Below are 17,483 nucleotides of genomic sequence, written 5' to 3'. Positions count from 1 at the left end.
AGCGCAGAAGATAATTTTGCGCTTTTTTAACATCTTTTTAGCCTTTTATAAATCAATATTTTTGAAAGAAAGACGTTGTTAGAATGACATTATTCACTCTAACTTCTTACGCCATGAAACAACTCTTTACTTTTGTCTCCCTATTGTTTTCCCTCCACGTTTTTAGTCAAACAGAAAAAGGCAATTCTTTTATTTCGGGGAATATTTCAACGCGTTATTCTGTCTACACTCCACCTAATGGTTCTACCGCGAAGTCAAATACGTTCTCTATTTCTACAGGGATTTCCTATGGAAAATTTGTGCGAGATAATATTGTTTGGCGAACAGACATCTCAGAATCTTTCGATCGTATTTATGGAAAAAACGGTTCCGGATCAAATCAAACGATTACTACATCCATTCCTAACACAAATATTTCTCTCAGCTCAGTAGGACTTTATTATTTTGGTAAAGAACGTTGGCGGGGATTTGTTGGAGGAGGAGTCAGCGCACATGGCTATTTCAGTAATATAGAAACAACCACTAACGGTGTTAACAGTAGACAAAAAAGGTCAGAGTTTTCAGTAACGCCGGTTTTTGAAGCCGGCGCAGTGTACTTCTTAAACAAGCATTTGGCATTACAACTTGCCGCCGCTACAAATTACTTTCCAATAAACATATCCGGGTTTTCGTCAGGGCTTCTTTATTGGATCAAGCCCACTACTTTTGAGATTGATCCTAACGAATTTACCACGTTACAAAAAGGGCGTTGGATGTTGGGGGCGGGTTTTGGTATCAATACGGAACGTTATAAAAATAATAATCCGTATTATTCATCAACAAATGAAGAACGGACACAACGTAACAGCATAGGTATTGAAATAGGGAAATTTATAAAAGACAGAACATTGGTGGGGTTGCAATTGGGCTATTCGACGAGCAAAAATGTATATGTGTATAATAATAATTTGATTCCAAATCAGGAGGGTAAAGGAATGACGTTTAGCGGAGGCATTTTCCTGAAAAAATACCTTATTCCTGCACGCTTTACTCCTTATTTTGGAATAGGGGTTAATTATATGAGAACAAAAAGCACCTATTCGTCCGGCAACTCCATAGACGGTTCTTCCTATGCTAATATTTATGAATTGAATCCTAACATAGGGTTGGCTTATGTCATCAGCAATCATTTTTTAGTAGAAGCTCAGCTCGCTTCATTGTATTTGAATTATACGCCTGAAGCAAGAACAGTAAGCGTAAACATAAGCGGGGGCCTCCGCCCCGGTTTTACCTTGTCTTACGTATTCTAACCAAAAGAGCCGACACTCATAAAAAAAGTGCCGGCTCTTTTGGTATTATTGATAAATGTTGGCTTTTATGGAACGAAATCATCGAACCGGTAGCATTGTAATGATTTTGGTAGGCTTACTGGCAATAATCGTTGCCTATGAAATCCACGAGATCGACGAGAAAAAAGCTTATGTTCAGCAGCATAGCCCGGCGATCAGTATGCCGATCGTTAGCCGAATAAAAGGAATGGGAACCGTCAGATCGCCTAATAAAATCTATGTATGGCACAACGGACAACGATATACCATTGAAACCGGTAACCGATATTTTAGAAAAATGGCAAAGGCTGACTCGGTCAAAGTTAACTTTGATCCTGTCCAAAACATCGCAGTCCTTGCGGAGGCCAAAGTAAAAACGCCGTATTTTCTGCTGGGCCTCATTTTGGTGACCGGCGTGTTTTTGGTCGGATTTGGAGCTTGGCAACTAACAAAAAAGGAAACGATGTGATACTTATTTTTTGAACAAAGAATCCACAAATTGAACACGGTCAAAAACCTGTAGATCATCCATTTTTTCACCGACACCGATGTATTTGACAGGGATTTTGAATTCGTCAGAGATTCCGATCACTACACCGCCTTTTGCGGTACCGTCCAGTTTAGTGATGGCCAAGGCGGTTACGTCGGTGGCTTTTGTAAATTCACGGGCTTGGATAACGGCATTTTGACCGGTACTTCCATCCAGCACCAATAACACTTCGTGTGGAGCTTCGGGAAGGAATTTTTGCATGACCCGTTTGATCTTCGATAATTCATTCATCAAATTTACTTTGGTATGCAAGCGTCCGGCAGTGTCAATAATTACTACGTCGGCGTTTATTTCTACCCCTTTTTTAACGGCATCGTGCGCTACGGCGGCAGGGTCGGTATTCATGCCGTGGTCGATGACAAGTACGCCTGCGCGTTGGCCCCAGGTTTTGAGTTGGTCAACGGCGGCGGCACGGAATGTATCTCCGGCACCCAGTACGACCTTTTTACCGCGTTTCGTAAATTGATGGGCGAGCTTTCCGATGGTCGTGGTTTTGCCGGCACCATTTACTCCTACCACCATAATAACGTATGGTTTGGGTAAATTTTCAGTTTCAAAGCTGTCTTTAAAATCCAGTGATTTGTTTTCTGTCAGTAAAGTGGCGATTTCGTCGCGCAAAATGCTGTCCAGTTCTGAAGTGCCGGTATATTTATCACGCGCTACGCGCTCTTCAATTCGTTTAATGATTTTGACCGTTGTTCCAACACCTACATCAGAACTGATCAGAATATCTTCCAATTCATCCAATACATCTTCATCAACGGTAGATTTTCCTACGATTGCTCGGCTGATTTTTCCGAAAATACTCTCTTTTGATTTTTCGAGGCCCTTATCAAGCGATTCTTTTTTCTCTTTGGAGAAGAAATCAAATAAACCCATAGTACAGGAGGCAGTTTACAGTTTACGGTAAGCAACAATAAGCAGAATAAATTAATTCTGTGGCCAATGTTGCCGGAGAACACACAAATGGAAAACGCACAAATATAAAAACAAAAAAAGTCCCTTATCGGGACTTTTTCAAATATCGTTATGGTAACAGAGTTTGCGGATTAGTTTTTCAACGCAGCCTGTACTTCGTCGGTAGGAACGATAACCTCCTTAAATGTGTAAGCGCCTGTCTTAGGTGATTTCACTGCCTGAATCACTTTGGCGTAAGTCTTACCACCTTCTTTTTTCAGGGTTGCAACTACTTTCTTTGCCATTGTCGTATAATTTAGAATTGTTAATTGTTAACAGTCAATCGTTTAACAGTACCAATTAACTATTAACGATTAACAAATAACGAATTATTTAATTTCTTTATGAACCGTTACTTTTTTCAAATACGGATTGTATTTCTTAAGCTCCATACGACCCGGCGTATTTTTACGGTTCTTAGTCGTGATGTAACGTGACATCCCCGGAACGCCCGATCCTTTCTGCGCTGTGCATTCCAAAATTACTTGTATTCTGTTACCTTTCTTTGCCATTGCTTTAGTCAAATTTCAAAACGGAGTGCAAAGTTACAGATAGTCAAGCACAAGACAAAATAATTTCTTAAAATTTCGACAAAAATATTTATCTACCTTTGCTGTCGAAATCAACCACCTTATGCGAATCAATCCGCGCATCATCGCTTTATTGCTGGCATTTGTTATTTCCGCCATTACCGTTACCTTCCTTTCGTTTGTAAACGGCACTACCCAAAGCATGCTTTTTGTGGTAGGCGTTGCCGGATTTTTAGGGTCATTTTTCCTGATTTTATACACTATTGAGATTTTAGTGTACCGAGAAGTGACCAAAATGCACCAGACCATCCAACGTCTTAAACTGAAAGATTTCAATTTTCCCCGTAATGCCATCATCAGTGACCCAAACCCGCTGAAAAAACTTAATCAGGAAATTTTTGTCTATGTAGCCAGAAAACAGCAGGAAATTGATGAACTGAAAAAAATGGAGGTTTTCAGGAGAGAGTTTCTTGCGGATGTTTCACACGAATTGAAAACACCGATTTTTGCCGCACAGGGCTTTATTCATACGTTATTGGACGGAGCCATGGACGATGAAAAAGTGCGCGATAAATTTCTCCAAAAAGCGGCCAAAAGTCTGGATGGCTTGGATGCCTTGGTGAAAGACCTGGTAGCGCTTTCGCAAATGGAAACGGGCGAGATCAGGATGCGCAAAGAACGTGTCGATTTACGAATGCTTACCTTAGAAGTATGCGAACAACTTGAAAATAAGGCCAATCAACGAAATACGACCCTTAAAATAAAACCGGATCGAATGCTGCACGTTTGGGTAAAAGCCGATCCTCAACGTATAAGTCAGGTAATGACAAATCTTGTCGAAAATGCCATAAAATACGGCAATGATAACGGCAAGGTAATTGTACATTTTGAGGAAGATAAAAAACATTTTTTTGTAACGGTACGCGACAATGGCCCCGGTATTCCGCCGGAGCATTTATCCCGTATATTTGAGCGTTTTTATAGGGTAGACAAAAGTCGCTCCAAAGAAAAAGGCGGAACGGGCCTTGGGTTAGCCATTGTAAAGCATATAATAAATGCCCACGGTTCAAAAATTACCGTTACAAGTAAGATAGATAAAGGAACGACGTTTACCTTTAAGTTAGATAAAGCAGATTGATTTAAAGCCATCGTGACTTCTGTTCAAAAACGCAGTCTTTAAATCAATGACTTATTTTACGGATTAGGCTGATTGAACTTTTTTGACTTATTTTACGCCCTCAATTCCAGAAAAATAGAAATTTTCCAATATTAATCACACTTCAAAAAGACGATTCTCGTATGAATATTGCACTTGTCACCGGTTCGGCCGGATTGATTGGGAGCGAATCTGTCGCTTTTTTTGCTGATAAATTTGACCTCGTGATTGGGGTAGATAACAATTTACGTCAATATTTCTTTGGACAGGACGGAAATACCGAATGGAACCGCAATCGTCTTCAGGAAGGTTTTACCAATTATAAACACTACAGCGCTGATATTCGTGAAGTAAGCCAGTTAGAACCTATTTTTAAAGAATACGGAACGGATATTAAGCTCATTGTACACGCTGCGGCTCAACCAAGCCACGACTGGGCAGCCCGTGAGCCTTTTACTGATTTTGGAGTAAATGCCGTAGGGACACTCAATATGCTTGAAATGACCCGTTTGCATTGCCCTGACTCGGTATTTATCTTTACTTCTACTAATAAAGTATACGGCGATAACCCTAATTATTTGCCATTGGTGGAATTGGAAACGCGTTGGGAAATCTCAGAAGATCACGTTTATTACAAAAACGGGATTGATGAGCACCACAGCCTTGACCATACAAAGCACTCTATTTTCGGCGCGTCTAAAGTAGCTGCTGATATTATGTGTCAGGAATACGGTCGTTATTTCGGCATGAAAGTAGGAGTATTCCGTGGCGGTTGTTTAACAGGCCCTAATCACTCAGGTGCTCAGCTACACGGCTTTTTGGCGTACCTTATGAAATGTACCATTACGGGCAATCCTTATACCATTTTCGGATATAAAGGAAAGCAGGTACGTGACAATATCCACAGCTATGACTTGGTGAATATGTTCTGGCATTTCTATCAGAACCCACGCCCGGGCGAAGCGTACAATGCGGGCGGCGGACGTCATGCCAACTGCTCTATGTTGGAAGCCATTGCCATTTGTGAACAAATCGCCGGTAAAAAACTGACCTACCACTATTCAGAAACCAACCGCATCGGTGACCATATCTGGTACGTGAGCGATTTGACCAAATTTAAAAGCCATTATCCCGGTTGGGATTGGAGTTACAATCTTGAACAAACATTGGTTCAAATTCATGACGGTATTGCCGCTCGTTTGGCTTTACCTGCGTAATTATTATCTATTGCCTGCAACTAAGTTAAGGGTTTGTAGATAATTGATAATGAAGCACATGGCTCCTAAATACGTCATACTTATACCACAATACAACGATTGGGAAGCACTTAATCTGCTAATCCAACGAATTAACCAAGACGTAGCGACCGATACACTGGCCGCTACGTCTTTGGTTATAGTGGATGACTGTTCGAGTCAGGAGGCAGGTAAGATAGAATCCTTTAAAGGTCAAAGAGTCCAAATTGTACGCCTATACCGCAATTTGGGGCACCAACGGGCCATTGCCATCGGGTTGTCATATATCGCCAAAGAATTGCCCTGCGAAAAAGTTATCGTCATGGATGCCGATGGCGAGGATGCTCCCAAAGACATCAATGCCTTAGTGGATGCTTCTGAAAAATGGCCTGATAAGGTCATTTTTGCCCAACGAACCAAGCGTCAGGAGAGCATTGTTTTTCGGGTGTTTTACGGTATTTACAAATTCATTTTCAGACAACTGACGGGAAAGGTTATCACTTTTGGTAATTTTTCACTCGTACCACAGCGACGTTTGCAGAACTTGGTGCGAGTCTCCGAAATATGGAATAACTTTCCGGGCGGTATCATTCGCTCACGAATTCCGTATGAAGCAATACCCACCGAACGTGGTAAACGTCTGGCCGGTGAAAGCAAAATGAACTTTGTTTCGCTGGTATTGCACGGATTGAGTACAGTGTCGGTGTTGATCGATGTGGCAGCGGTGCGGATACTGATTTTCTCCATTGGAATGTCTTTGGTTGCGCTATTCATCATTTTTGTGGTATTATTTTTGAAATGGATGAACGATGCCACTCCCGGTTGGGCTTCTACGCTGAGTTCAGCATTGCTGATCGTGGTGTTGCAATCATTTTTGATTTCATTGTTTTTAGTTTTTATGGTATTGCAATACCGTACCCAACAACAATTCATTCCCGTACTTCAATACCGCGACTTTATTGAAAAAGTGGAGGAATTGTAAAAAAAATACAAAACCTAATTAGGCAAAACAGTAAGTGATAAGCTTCGATGATTTCCCTGTAGTTTATTTTGCACTGGGCTATGCATTGTCCGTTGGAGTTGTATTGCTGTTTTTTCTTCGTAAGAATATTCCTTATTTTCCTAAAATAATTTTGGGGATCTGCGTGATTTCGGTGGTAATGATGCGTTTACCAATGGTGGTTTTTAATCAGGAAATCAATCCGGATGAGAGCCAGATGATTGCTCATGCGCTTACTTTGAGTCATTACCCCACCTATTGGGAATCAGTGGATGGTACTACCATTGGGCCGGTCAATAATTACATGTTATTGATTCCTGCCGCTTTTGGATTGGGTTTTGATTACACCGCCATGCGATTATTGGGACTGGTATGGGTAATCGGTAGTTTGTTTTTTTTCTATCACAGCGTCAAGAACTTTTTTGACGCCCCTACGGCCCAATTAAGCCTGTTGCCTCCTTTATTCTTTTTGGCTTTTACCCAAGATCCTGATTTTGTTCATTATTCGAGTGAGCAATTACCGCTCTTTTTGTTGAATGCGGCATTATGGAGATTGTCGAAATTGAGTTCTACAGATCTTAATAGCTTTGCAGGAATCTTTTGGTTAGGTTTATTATTAGGTATAAACCCCTTTGCCAAGATACAGGTAGTACCACAGGTGGCGATTATTGGCCTTTTTGTGCTGATAATTCTTTATCAACATAGGCAATTTTGGAAATCAGTTTTATGCCTGATTGCCGGCGGTTTAGTATTCCCTTTTCTCATTGTTGTTGCCTCCACAATTGCCGGAGTTCTGGACGATCTATGGGATTATTATGTGCTCGGGAATCTCATTTATGCAGGCGGTAGTTCATTGCTTGATGCTATTGTACGATTGCCCTCCTTTTTCGCCAAAAGCATGGATTTCCTGTTGTATTTGGGAAGCATCAGTCTGTTTATATTGTTTGGTATTTTTCAGCGAGATAAACAACGGGTTTTTAAATTCAATTGGCTGAGTGTATTTGTGTTTTTGTGGTTGATTGCGGCTTTGTATGCTGCTACAAAGACCGGAAATGATTTTGGCCATTATCTTAATCTCTGTATTTATCCTTTTGCATTGCTGGGTGCTTTGTTTATTTATAAAATTCAAAAAAGCACGTCTCTTGTTCCAATGGCGGCTTTAGCGGCATTGCTTCCTTTTATGGTTAGTTTTGGGGTTAAAACGATCCAACATCGTTCGCTCAATGCGTATATTTCGGGTAGCGATCATCAGGTTCCGATCAGCAATGTCTCTAAGTTGATTTTAAAATACGCTCAAACACCCGACCGTTTGGTGATCTGGGGATGGATGTGCCGTTACCATGTCGAAACGCAGTTGCCGCAAGGTACTGCGGAGAATCATTCCGAACGCTGTATTTATCCGCATCCTTTGCGTGAAAAGTATTACCGACGTTATCTGGATGATTTAAGGAAAAATCGTCCGAAAGTATTTGCAGATGCCGTAGGTAACAGTTTGTGGCTGAATGACCGTACCACTCAGGCGCATGAAGTATTTCCTGAACTGAACGATTTTATTGAAAAAAATTACCGTTTAGTAGGTGAAACAGACCGTACGCGCGTCTACATACTGAATACCGTACACTAACTTTGAAAATGTTAAACCTATAAACAGCGCTGAACTTTATGAAAGTTACGCTAATTTTGAATCCTGAATATTGATACATAATGACACATAATCAATTCCTCGAATCGCTGGTTTGTCCAAAAACAGGACAACCGTTACAAGTTGCCGAAAATGGCTTATCTCTTACCTCTCCTGACGGTACTATTTATCCGGTATTAGATTCGGGAATTGTAGATATGGTTCATCCCCGGGAATTGTTTGAAGACGACGCCCGTGAGCAATACCTTTATGACCAAGCCTATCAGCGCTACGACCGAGGCGTATCGTGGGTTTTTGAAACACTCAATCACTCTGACGAAGCCGCTACCCGTCAATTTATGATCGGTTTGATGGGACTTAAGCCCGGACAAACGGTATTGGAAGTTGGTGCAGGGACAGGAAAAGATTCAGCTTTGATCATTGATCAGATCAGCCCCGGAGGTACGGCAGTACTTTCGGACCTATCGCCGAATATGCTGCGTTTGGCTACGCAAAAACTCCAACCGAAAGAAGTCGATGTGCATTACTTCTTAGGAAACGGCTCTTATTTGCCTTTTGCCGATGGAACATTTGACTCGGTATTTCACTTCGGAGGTATCAATACTTTTTCAGAACGTAAAAAAGCGTTTGCCGAATTGACCCGCGTAGTAAAAGTAGGCGGAAAAGTTGTGATCGGTGACGAAAGCATGGCGCCTTGGTTACGTAAAGAACCAACATATGCGACTCTTTGGAAAGCAAATCCACTCTTCCGCGCTGAAGTGCCGTTTGAAGATCTGCCTGCTACGGTCGAAAACTTTAAACTCCATTACATTTTTGGAAATTGCTTCTATGTCATGGAATACACAGTTGCGGCAAAAGCGCCTGAAATTGATGTTGAGCTACCTATTCCGGGGAAAGATTTTGTAGATAACTGGCGTATTCGCGCTGAAAAAAGTAATTAGTGTTTTGACAGGATTTCAGGATTAACAAGATGTATGATTCCTGTTAATCCTGAAATCCTGTCAGCAAATAAGAGTTGATATGTGGCAAAAAAAAGGATTGATCTATAAACCTGACGGCTCGTTGGCACACAGTCGTTCGCACGCGCAGGTGCCTTTTGCGTATAAACATCCCGAATTTTTACGCGTTTATTTTTCCTCGCGTGATGATAGCGGGTATTCACGTCCAACGTTCATTGACGTTGATTACGACGATCCTACCAAGATTTTATACATTCATGACCGCCCTGTATTAGAGCTTGGCGGTCCCGGTGAATATGATGAAACAGGAGCCATGCCGGCGTGGTTTGTAGATATGCCCAACGGCGATATTTGGCTGTATTACACCGGTTGGAACCGTACCTGGAATTCGTATCGACTTTCTATGGGACTTTCTGTTAGTCACGATGGAGGAATCACGTTTACAAAAATGTTCAGAGGCCCGATCATGGACCGCAGCATTGAAAATCCTTTATGGGCCGCTCAGCCATCGGTTATGCGTGAAGAAGACGGTACGTGGCGCATGTGGTACATTTCCGGTCATAAATGCGAGTACATTCATGGGTATCCGGAACCTTATTACCGTGGTCAATCGGCAACGTCTACCGACGGTATCCACTGGAAAATCAGTGATGTGCCTACCTTAGATTTTGACGATTTTTTACACGCTGTAGGCCGCCCGAGCGTTTTTAAAGAGGATGGTATCTATAAAATGTACTATTCATACCGTCATACCCGCGACTATCGTACCGATCGTAACCAAAGTTATCGCCTTGGATACGCAGAGTCAGTAGATGGAGAGCATTGGGAACGCAAAGATAATTTAGTAGGTATTCATAAATCTGATAACCCGGAAGACTTTGATTACCAAATGATTGATTATGCCAATTGTTACCAACACAACGGTAAAAAGTATTTGTTATACAACGGTAACGGATTTGGTGCAGCGGGCTTTGCCTATGCTGTTTGGGAAGATTAAAAAAATTGGAACGTTTGTTGTAATTTAACCTTTTGATTTTGACCAATGTCATTCTTTCAGAAGGGGTCGTGTGTTAGAATTGGGTGTTAAACCAAACAAATCAGTAAAATGGCAACATTAACAGAGCAGTTTCGCCAAGACGGCTTTTTGCTCCTCCGTAATTTTTTGGATAAAAGCGTGGTAGAAACTATTTATCGCGAAGCACGTGAGATATTTGCTGTTCAAATTAAGCACGTAACGGGCCGTGTCGTTGATATTAACAATCGTGATGAATTTGAAAGTGCGATGTTTGAGTTTTTTGAGAAAGACTTTACCGCATTTCGCAATACCGGTCTTACGGTACAACACAGCCTCTCACTTCACCGTTTTGGGGTCAGTGAAGAAATTATCAATCTATTGAAAGAAGTCGGCTTGGAGCAACCTGTTATCGGCGCGCGTCCGGCGATGCAATTTAACAGCCGCTTTCTATCAAAAGATGGCAGCAAACACTGGAAACTTGATGCCCACCAAGATTGGAGAACAGGGCAAGGCTCGTTGGACAGTACCGTTATTTGGTTTCCTTTGGTGGATGCCGGGGCTGATCTGGGCGCTTTGCAGGTGATTCCGAGAAGTCATAAAACAGGATTGTTGGCTTCAAGTACATCCGGATATCAGGGAGGAATTACCGCTGAATTGAAAGACGAAGATTTTATTCAGACAGAGTTTCAGGTAGGTGATTTGTTGATTTTTTCCGCCTTTTTGGTACATCAGTCGGGCAATAATATTACGCGTAATATCCGTTGGTCAGTACAGTTACGTTTCAACAATTTGGCCGAACCTACCTTTATTGAAAGAGGCTACCCAATGGCTTACATCTATAAACCGGAAGCAGAATTGGTAACCCCCAACTTTCCGACAGTTGAGCAATTGGAAACTGTTTTTGCTTCACCAGTCCCGGCAGTATAATGAAAGTAAGCGTCGTCATTCTTACGTACAACCAGAAGGATTTCATCGGCAAGGCCATTGAAAGTGCTCTTGACCAACAAACTAATTTCGATTTTGAGATTTTGGTGGGTGATGACTGCTCAACGGATGGTGCGCAGGAAGTAATCCAATCATACCAAGATAATTATCCGAACAAAGTAAAGGCTGTTTTGCACCCAAGGAACTTGGGCCAAAACGGCCTTTTCAATACGATAGAAACGCTCAAACTTGCCCAAGGAACCTATATTGCTCCGATGGACGGCGACGATTATTGGACGGATTCATCTAAGCTTCAAAAGCAAGTTGATTTTATGGAAGCGCATCCCGAATTTTCGGCCTGCTTTCATAATGCGTTGATTACTTATGAAGACGGCAGCTCATCACACGTACTGAATTCACCCGATCAAAAACCGGTCATCACCGTAGAGGATTTAGTGGGTGAGGATGAGATATGGTTTATGGCTACTTCAGCCGTCATGTTCAAAAATGGAATAATGCATTATCCCGACTGGTTTTTGCAATCCACCAGTGGCGATATACCGCGTTACGTGATTTTGGCCAAACAAGGCCCTATCGGCTACGTGCCGGGGGTAATGTCGGTATACCGTAAAAATAGGGGAGGCGCCAGTTTCAGAGATCATTATAAAGATGCGCGTTTTTTGTACAATCGCATTCGGATGTATGAAGGAATCAACAAAGAACTTGGCCATGCTTATGATGCCTTGCTGAGACGAAACATAGCGCGTTATTATCGTATGTTGTTGGATGCACGCCAGTATCAAAAAAGTTATTTCCGTCGTACCGGCTTGGCGTTGAAATACTTATATCTGGGAAAACCCGACAAAGAAACCACCAAAGAAACCATTCGTGACTATGTGTTGCCCAAGTGGATGTTGCAGGTATATAGCTTCTTTGCCTTGTTGCCTCACCGTTTGAAAGAATCTTCCCGATGAAAGTAAGCGTTTGTGTTCCTACCTACAATCACGAAAAATACATTGCACAAATGCTCGACGGTGCGCTGATGCAGCAGACCGATTTTGCTTTTGAAATTGTGATCGGAGATGATGGTTCCACTGATTCAGCCCCCGCCATTATTCAGGAATATGCCCAACGTTTTCCGGATAAAATTCGAGCCTACCTTCATCCGCAAAATTTAGGACCTAAAGAGCCGAAAGAATTTGGAGGACGTAACAACGTTCTTTTTTTATTAAAAGCCTGCCAAGGTGAATATGTAGCACTATGTGAAGGGGATGATTACTGGACCGACCCGCTTAAACTTCAAAAACAGGTTGATTTTCTGGAAAAACACCCCGATTTTTCTATTTCTCACCACAATTTAGAGGTCATTTACGAAGATAACTCACCGAGTCATTCCTTTAATGCCATAGATCAAAAGGCTGTTTCGAGCATTGAAGACCTATTGGAGGATCGTTGGTTTGTTGGTACAGCGAGCCTGATGTATCGCAACTTTTTCCTGACAGAAGATTTTGCTTCGTGGCATCATCGTGCTGCAGCGGGCGATTGGGCGTTGGTAATCCAGTTGGCTGCGCGTGGCAAAATCGGTTATTTACCCGAAGTAATGGGAAAATACCGTAAGCATCGTGGCGGATTAAGTAATGTTCATGCCGTTACTAACGCTTATTTTCTTCGAAATCGTCGCCAAATGTTTATGGATGTAGATCAGTGGCTGGGTCATCAATACAAATCTACCGTTGAAAAAACGGTGCAGAAATACGACCGACTACTGGAAGAAATTGGAAATTAAAGCAAAACAAACCAATTTTGTCTTTACAGTCATTGTTTAATTATTCCCTAATCGTACCGGTATTCCGGCCATTCCGTCACTAAATGAAGCTTAGCGTTGTCATCCCCGCATATAACGAACAGGAGTCTTTACCGCAAACGTTGCAAACATTGTATGCAACTTTGTCAAAACACGGCATTCCCCACGAAATTTGGGTGACAAACGACAACTCTAAAGACAATACACTGGAAGTTCTGGAAAATTTGTCAAAAGAAATTCCAACGCTGGTTTACGAAACCAATAAAGGGCCTAATGGTTTTGGCTATGCCGTACGTTATGGTTTGGAACGTTTCTCCGGCGATTGCGTAGCGGTTTTTATGGCTGACCTATCAGACGACCCCGAAGACTTGGTGAAGTTTTATAAGAAAATGCTGGAGGGGAATTACGATGCTGTTTTCGGAACCCGTTGGGGTAAAGGAGGCAAAGTATATGATTATCCCGCTGTAAAGAAAGTGATCAACCGCATGGCTAACTTCGTCATTCGGGTGTTTATGGGCGTGAAATACAACGACACAACTAACGCCTTTAAACTTTATAAAAGAGAAACAATGGAAGGACTGAAACCCTTTCTTTCCGCTCATTTCAACTTAACGGTAGAGTTGCCGCTCAAAACGATTGTAAGAGGCTACTCATTTGCCATCGTTCCCAATAGCTGGACCAACCGAAAGTACGGAGAATCAAAGCTTAAAATCAAAGAAATGGGCAGCCGCTACTTCTTTATTCTGATGTATTGCTTCATTGAAAAGACATTTTCTCGCGGTGATTATCGCAAGAAATAAAGTTATAATTATCTTTTCTCAGTTTGTTTCTACTCGAATAGTCGCAGGAATAGTATCGGTCGTACCTGTTCCGCAGGTATTATTCACCATTACTACTTTGTATTCTGTTGTTGTGCGGGGATTCACCGTAATTTGATACGGGTTAATGAACGTGCCATTAATCGTGGTGCCATCAGAAAGCACAAATGACCATGGCGGAAGGCCGTTTTTGAACGATACACGCAAACGGGCAGAGCCGCCCGGACGAATGACACCGACGCCTGTCACCGAGGCTTGAGCAGCATTAGGCATCATTACCTGAATGGTTGTGGGAGTTCCTTCTACAAGCGGATCGGTAGAAATAACGCGCAACTGTTGCGTAGAGAGTGTATCTTTTAGGAAAGGCGGTAAAATCTTGGCTCTGAGCGAACTGGTACCGCCAATGGTAGGTAAGTATACCCAACGCCCGCTGGTATCTTTGATTTGTACCAAAAATTTATTGGCATTGTTGAAACGACCGGTGGTAGTGAACGGAACGGTAATTTCGGTGCCTGAACAAATGATTTTATCGGCTAAACTGCCTGTTGCAATGGTTGGAGGCGGTATTTTTACGTTGACAAAAGCACTTCCCGACATATCACCTACGCCGCAAAATCCGCCGGATGAGCTGATGGTATAGGTAGTTGGGTTGAGAGGAGAAACTTTTACGGAATAAGGCGTTGTGCGGATGTCATTTTGATAAGTACCATCGGAAAGCAAGACAAACCACGGCCCACCGCCGCTAAAATCCAAGGTTATGTTGGTGGATTCTCCCTCAGCAATTTGAAGGGTATCGCGACGTAAAACGGTCTTGGCAGGCGCCGAAATGGCCACGTCGACCGTATCACTCATGATGGTGGGAAAGGTAGAAACGACGCGCAATTTGTAAATCCCCGGCACTAACCCCGAAGGCGTTTTGGCCATGATGGGACTTTGAGGAATAAGTTCAGAGACATTTTTGAAATTCTGACCCGTACTGTCGCTCAATTGAACGATGAATCCATTCCCTGCTTCGTATTTTCCCGTTGCGCTGAAATTGATCTGGAAAGGAGTGGCGGTACAAAGCCGAAAACCAACGCGGGGAATGGCCTTGAGGGCAATGACCGGTAAGGTATCCTGACTTACCTGAACCACTACTTCTCCCGAAGTCGTGCCGCTTCCGCAGGTATTATTGACACTTGTTACTTTAAATGAACTCGTTTGGCTTGGCGCTACCTGAGCCGTAAAAGGATTGACCAATGTATTGGTAACAGTCGTTCCGTCAGAAACGGTAAATGACCAAGGAGCAGCGCCTGTCAGCATAACGCGATAAGAGGCCATTTGTCCCGGACCAATTTTGGTATTTGTACTGCCGTCAATCAGCTCCATACGGGCATGAGGTAACGGCAAAATGGTGAGCCTTGTCGATTTGCCGATCACTTCCGGACTGGTGGATATTACTCGAACCAATACACTGCCCGAACGATTGGCCGGTAAGGTTACGGCAACGGGACCTTCTTTCACAGCCTCCGAAAGATTGACGAATTTGCCGGAAGCATTCGAGATCTGAACAATGAATTTATTATCTTCTTTAAAGGCACCTTGAGTCGTAAATGGAATAAGAACAGGGCTTCCCGGACAAACAGATAAGTAGGAAAGATCACTTATTCGAACTTCCGGTACAACGACCGTATCGGGACGAAAAGTAGTATCGCGCTGTAAGCCAATGACTTTAGGCTTAAGCGTATCTTTACCGGTAATCTCTGTGTGTAATACGTTTTGTCCGTAAGAAAATTGGCCAACATTTACATTCCCAAACCACAATCCCAGACTCGCCAGAGTCACTACAAAACAACTAATAATGAATTTCTGATACATACCTCTTCCAATTGACCCGCAAAGTTAAGACAATCTCTTATAAATTCCCCACAGCCTGATGGATGCGAGCCGCCTGTTTAGGTTCAAATACTACGCAGGGGAATCCAAACAAACACTTGTCTTTGATCATTTGAGCAACTTCTACCGGAACTTTGTCTTCCCAGCCCGGCTCGCCGCGTTTGATCAACTCCAGCACCCGATCGGTTGATATTCGAAGATTGTCTTCGTTATAATCACGAATATCTTCTATTTTATCATTGCAAAGCAAAAAGTTAAAAAGCGGTTGCAGGTTAGCGGGTAACACAAAGTTCTGACAAGTGCATATCTTTCCATCTTTAAACGTAGGATATACGAATAGCTTTACATTTCGGCTGAACAATGTTGAAAAAGATTCTAAAATGCCGCCGGGAAGATTTTGGTAATAGCTCTCTTCGAAGATGTATTCAAGGTTGGGAATACCCAACACCAAGCCAATTTTCAGTCGAGTGGTTTTTGCCAGAAAAGCTACCAAACGATGGTATTCATGATAATTTGAGATCATTACGGTTTGTCCTAATGAAATCAAAATATCGACGCGGTCAAGAAAGTCTTTTTCGTTAATGTCCTGATCACCGCCCCGTAAATTTTGCAGCGTAAGCTCGGCCACCATGACCACTTTTTTCTCATCGACATCAGGCTCAGCCTTGAATTGCTTCAGACCGTTGCGAAGCATATCGACATGGACATTCGTAATTGGCCGTAAACGACCGCGCAGAAGGAGAATATTCTTTTTATATAGTGCTTCCGAAGGTTGTAAAACGTGCCCATCGGGACCGAACATAGCTATTTCTGCAAAGCCATATTTAACGAGATAAAGGCTCATCAACCGATTATCAACATTGGCAAAATCGGGGCCTTGAAGCCGAATCATGTCAATTTGAATACGGTCAGGACTGAGATCGTCCATCAGGGAAGCCAAAAGTATTTCAGGGGATCTGTAGTAAAAGAAACAACCATAAATCAGATTAACCCCAATAATCCCCAGCGCCTGTTGTTGCAGAATGCTGTCATTATCAAGCATTTTGATGTGAATAACCACATCATTGTAAGGCGCGCGCGGAGTAAGTTGAAACCGCAAACCAAGCCAACCGTGGCCTTCGTTGCTTTTTTGATAATTGAGCGCTACGACCGTGTTGGCAAAGGCAAAAAATAGACTGTCGGCACCGCGTTTTTCGGCCAATCGTTGCTCTACAAGGTCGTATTCATGTTGAATCATTTTCATCAACCGCGACTCAACCACGTAGCGCCCACTGGGTTCAGGGCCATAAATTTCATCACTGAATTTCATGTCATACGCCGACATGGTTTTTGCGATGGTTCCCGACGCGCCGCCCGCTTTAAAAAAATTGGCAGCTGTATCCTGCCCCGCACCGATTTCTGCGAAAGAGCCATAAATACGCCGATCTAAATTGACGCGCAGAGCTTTTTGTTTGGTACCGAGATTTTTATCGTGTAAAATGTTCATGAAAAAGTCGTTTGTTGAGGTGGTGGGTTTAAACTTTCCAAGTTTTTTTGTAACGATAACCTGAAAACGAAAATAGTTGCCGGGTATTTACAAAAATACGATAAACAACGTAATACCCACGCGGCAAATGGACATAAACTACTCTTTGCTTGTGTAAGATACCCCTGTCGCAATACTATAAAAAATAGAAAGAAAAAGGGGCAGTTTTCAACTGAAATTAGTACT

Annotated in this window: 17 protein-coding genes; 12 read left to right on the top strand and 5 right to left on the bottom strand. The window is 42.5% G+C overall.

All coding sequences use genetic code 11. The annotated features are described in order from the left end of the window. Positions 1 to 113: 113 nt before the first annotated feature. Both ACQY73_RS18390 and ACQY73_RS18385 read left to right on the top strand, forming a co-directional pair. A complete protein-coding gene (locus tag ACQY73_RS18390; protein WP_428653532.1) occupies positions 114 to 1,289 on the top strand; it encodes a hypothetical protein in 1,176 nt (391 codons plus the stop codon). A gap of 67 nt (positions 1,290 to 1,356) precedes the next feature. Then, entirely contained in the window at positions 1,357 to 1,776 is a 420-nt protein-coding gene (locus ACQY73_RS18385) for a hypothetical protein (protein ID WP_428653530.1), read from the top strand. Between the two features lie 3 nt (positions 1,777 to 1,779). Here the strand turns inward: ACQY73_RS18385 and ftsY are convergent, their stop codons facing one another. From ftsY to rpmG, 3 genes are all read right to left on the bottom strand, one after another. Further along, positions 1,780 to 2,736: a signal recognition particle-docking protein FtsY gene (gene ftsY, locus ACQY73_RS18380; protein WP_428653527.1), complete on the bottom strand. Its 957-nt coding sequence runs from the start codon at positions 2,734 to 2,736 to the stop codon at positions 1,780 to 1,782. A gap of 170 nt (positions 2,737 to 2,906) precedes the next feature. Beyond that, positions 2,907 to 3,059, bottom strand: a complete 153-nt coding sequence (locus ACQY73_RS18375) for a DUF4295 domain-containing protein (RefSeq protein WP_084332196.1) — start codon at positions 3,057 to 3,059, stop codon at positions 2,907 to 2,909. A gap of 84 nt (positions 3,060 to 3,143) precedes the next feature. Beyond that, complete coding sequence (gene rpmG / locus ACQY73_RS18370; protein ID WP_428653524.1) at positions 3,144 to 3,326, bottom strand: 50S ribosomal protein L33; 183 nt, start codon at positions 3,324 to 3,326, stop codon at positions 3,144 to 3,146. A 121-nt stretch (positions 3,327 to 3,447) separates the two neighbouring features. Here rpmG and ACQY73_RS18365 point away from each other — a divergent pair, with 121 nt between their 5' ends. From ACQY73_RS18365 to ACQY73_RS18320, 10 genes are all read left to right on the top strand, one after another. Beyond that, entirely contained in the window at positions 3,448 to 4,482 is a 1,035-nt protein-coding gene (locus ACQY73_RS18365) for a sensor histidine kinase (protein ID WP_428653522.1), read from the top strand. Positions 4,483 to 4,643: 161 nt separating this feature from the next. Then, positions 4,644 to 5,717 carry an NAD-dependent epimerase/dehydratase family protein gene (locus tag ACQY73_RS18360; RefSeq protein WP_428653519.1) on the top strand — a complete coding sequence of 358 codons (1,074 nt, stop codon included), beginning with the start codon at positions 4,644 to 4,646 and terminating at the stop codon, positions 5,715 to 5,717. 58 nt (positions 5,718 to 5,775) lie between these two features. Continuing rightward, positions 5,776 to 6,717 carry a glycosyltransferase gene (locus tag ACQY73_RS18355; protein WP_428653517.1) on the top strand — a complete coding sequence of 314 codons (942 nt, stop codon included), beginning with the start codon at positions 5,776 to 5,778 and terminating at the stop codon, positions 6,715 to 6,717. Between the two features lie 34 nt (positions 6,718 to 6,751). Then, positions 6,752 to 8,359, top strand: a complete 1,608-nt coding sequence (locus tag ACQY73_RS18350; protein WP_428653515.1) for a hypothetical protein — start codon at positions 6,752 to 6,754, stop codon at positions 8,357 to 8,359. An 80-nt stretch (positions 8,360 to 8,439) separates the two neighbouring features. Continuing rightward, positions 8,440 to 9,318, top strand: a complete 879-nt coding sequence (locus ACQY73_RS18345; protein WP_428653514.1) for a class I SAM-dependent methyltransferase — start codon at positions 8,440 to 8,442, stop codon at positions 9,316 to 9,318. 79 nt (positions 9,319 to 9,397) lie between these two features. Beyond that, a complete protein-coding gene (locus tag ACQY73_RS18340) occupies positions 9,398 to 10,333 on the top strand; it encodes a hypothetical protein (RefSeq protein ID WP_428653512.1) in 936 nt (311 codons plus the stop codon). Between the two features lie 108 nt (positions 10,334 to 10,441). Next, on the top strand, positions 10,442 to 11,278 hold the full coding sequence (locus ACQY73_RS18335; RefSeq protein ID WP_428653510.1) for a phytanoyl-CoA dioxygenase family protein: 837 nt from the start codon (positions 10,442 to 10,444) through the stop codon (positions 11,276 to 11,278). Then, entirely contained in the window at positions 11,278 to 12,249 is a 972-nt protein-coding gene (locus ACQY73_RS18330) for a glycosyltransferase family 2 protein (protein WP_428653508.1), read from the top strand. The genes ACQY73_RS18335 and ACQY73_RS18330 overlap by 1 nt, the downstream gene beginning before the upstream one ends. Next, positions 12,246 to 13,061 carry a glycosyltransferase gene (locus ACQY73_RS18325; RefSeq protein WP_428653506.1) on the top strand — a complete coding sequence of 272 codons (816 nt, stop codon included), beginning with the start codon at positions 12,246 to 12,248 and terminating at the stop codon, positions 13,059 to 13,061. Before ACQY73_RS18330 ends, ACQY73_RS18325 begins: the two co-directional genes overlap by 4 nt. An 83-nt stretch (positions 13,062 to 13,144) precedes the next feature. After that, on the top strand, positions 13,145 to 13,879 hold the full coding sequence (locus ACQY73_RS18320) for a glycosyltransferase family 2 protein (RefSeq protein WP_428653504.1): 735 nt from the start codon (positions 13,145 to 13,147) through the stop codon (positions 13,877 to 13,879). Positions 13,880 to 13,897: 18 nt separating this feature from the next. Here ACQY73_RS18320 and ACQY73_RS18315 read toward each other — a convergent pair whose 3' ends face one another. Together ACQY73_RS18315 and ACQY73_RS18310 are read right to left on the bottom strand one after the other, a co-directional pair. Next, the gene (locus tag ACQY73_RS18315) at positions 13,898 to 15,754 is read right to left on the bottom strand and encodes a hypothetical protein (protein ID WP_428653502.1); all 1,857 of its coding nucleotides are present in this window, start codon (positions 15,752 to 15,754) and stop codon (positions 13,898 to 13,900) included. Positions 15,755 to 15,791: 37 nt separating this feature from the next. Then, positions 15,792 to 17,258, bottom strand: coding sequence for a TonB-dependent receptor (locus tag ACQY73_RS18310; RefSeq protein WP_428653500.1), 1,467 nt, complete (start codon positions 17,256 to 17,258; stop codon positions 15,792 to 15,794). Between the last annotated feature and the right edge of the window lie 225 nt (positions 17,259 to 17,483).

The sequence above is a fragment of the Runella sp. genome, from assembly GCF_965279615.1.
Classification (GTDB): Bacteria; Bacteroidota; Bacteroidia; order Cytophagales; family Spirosomataceae; genus Runella.
The sequence above is the reverse complement of the archived record's forward strand: the minus strand, read 5'-3'. Positions and strand labels throughout refer to the sequence as shown.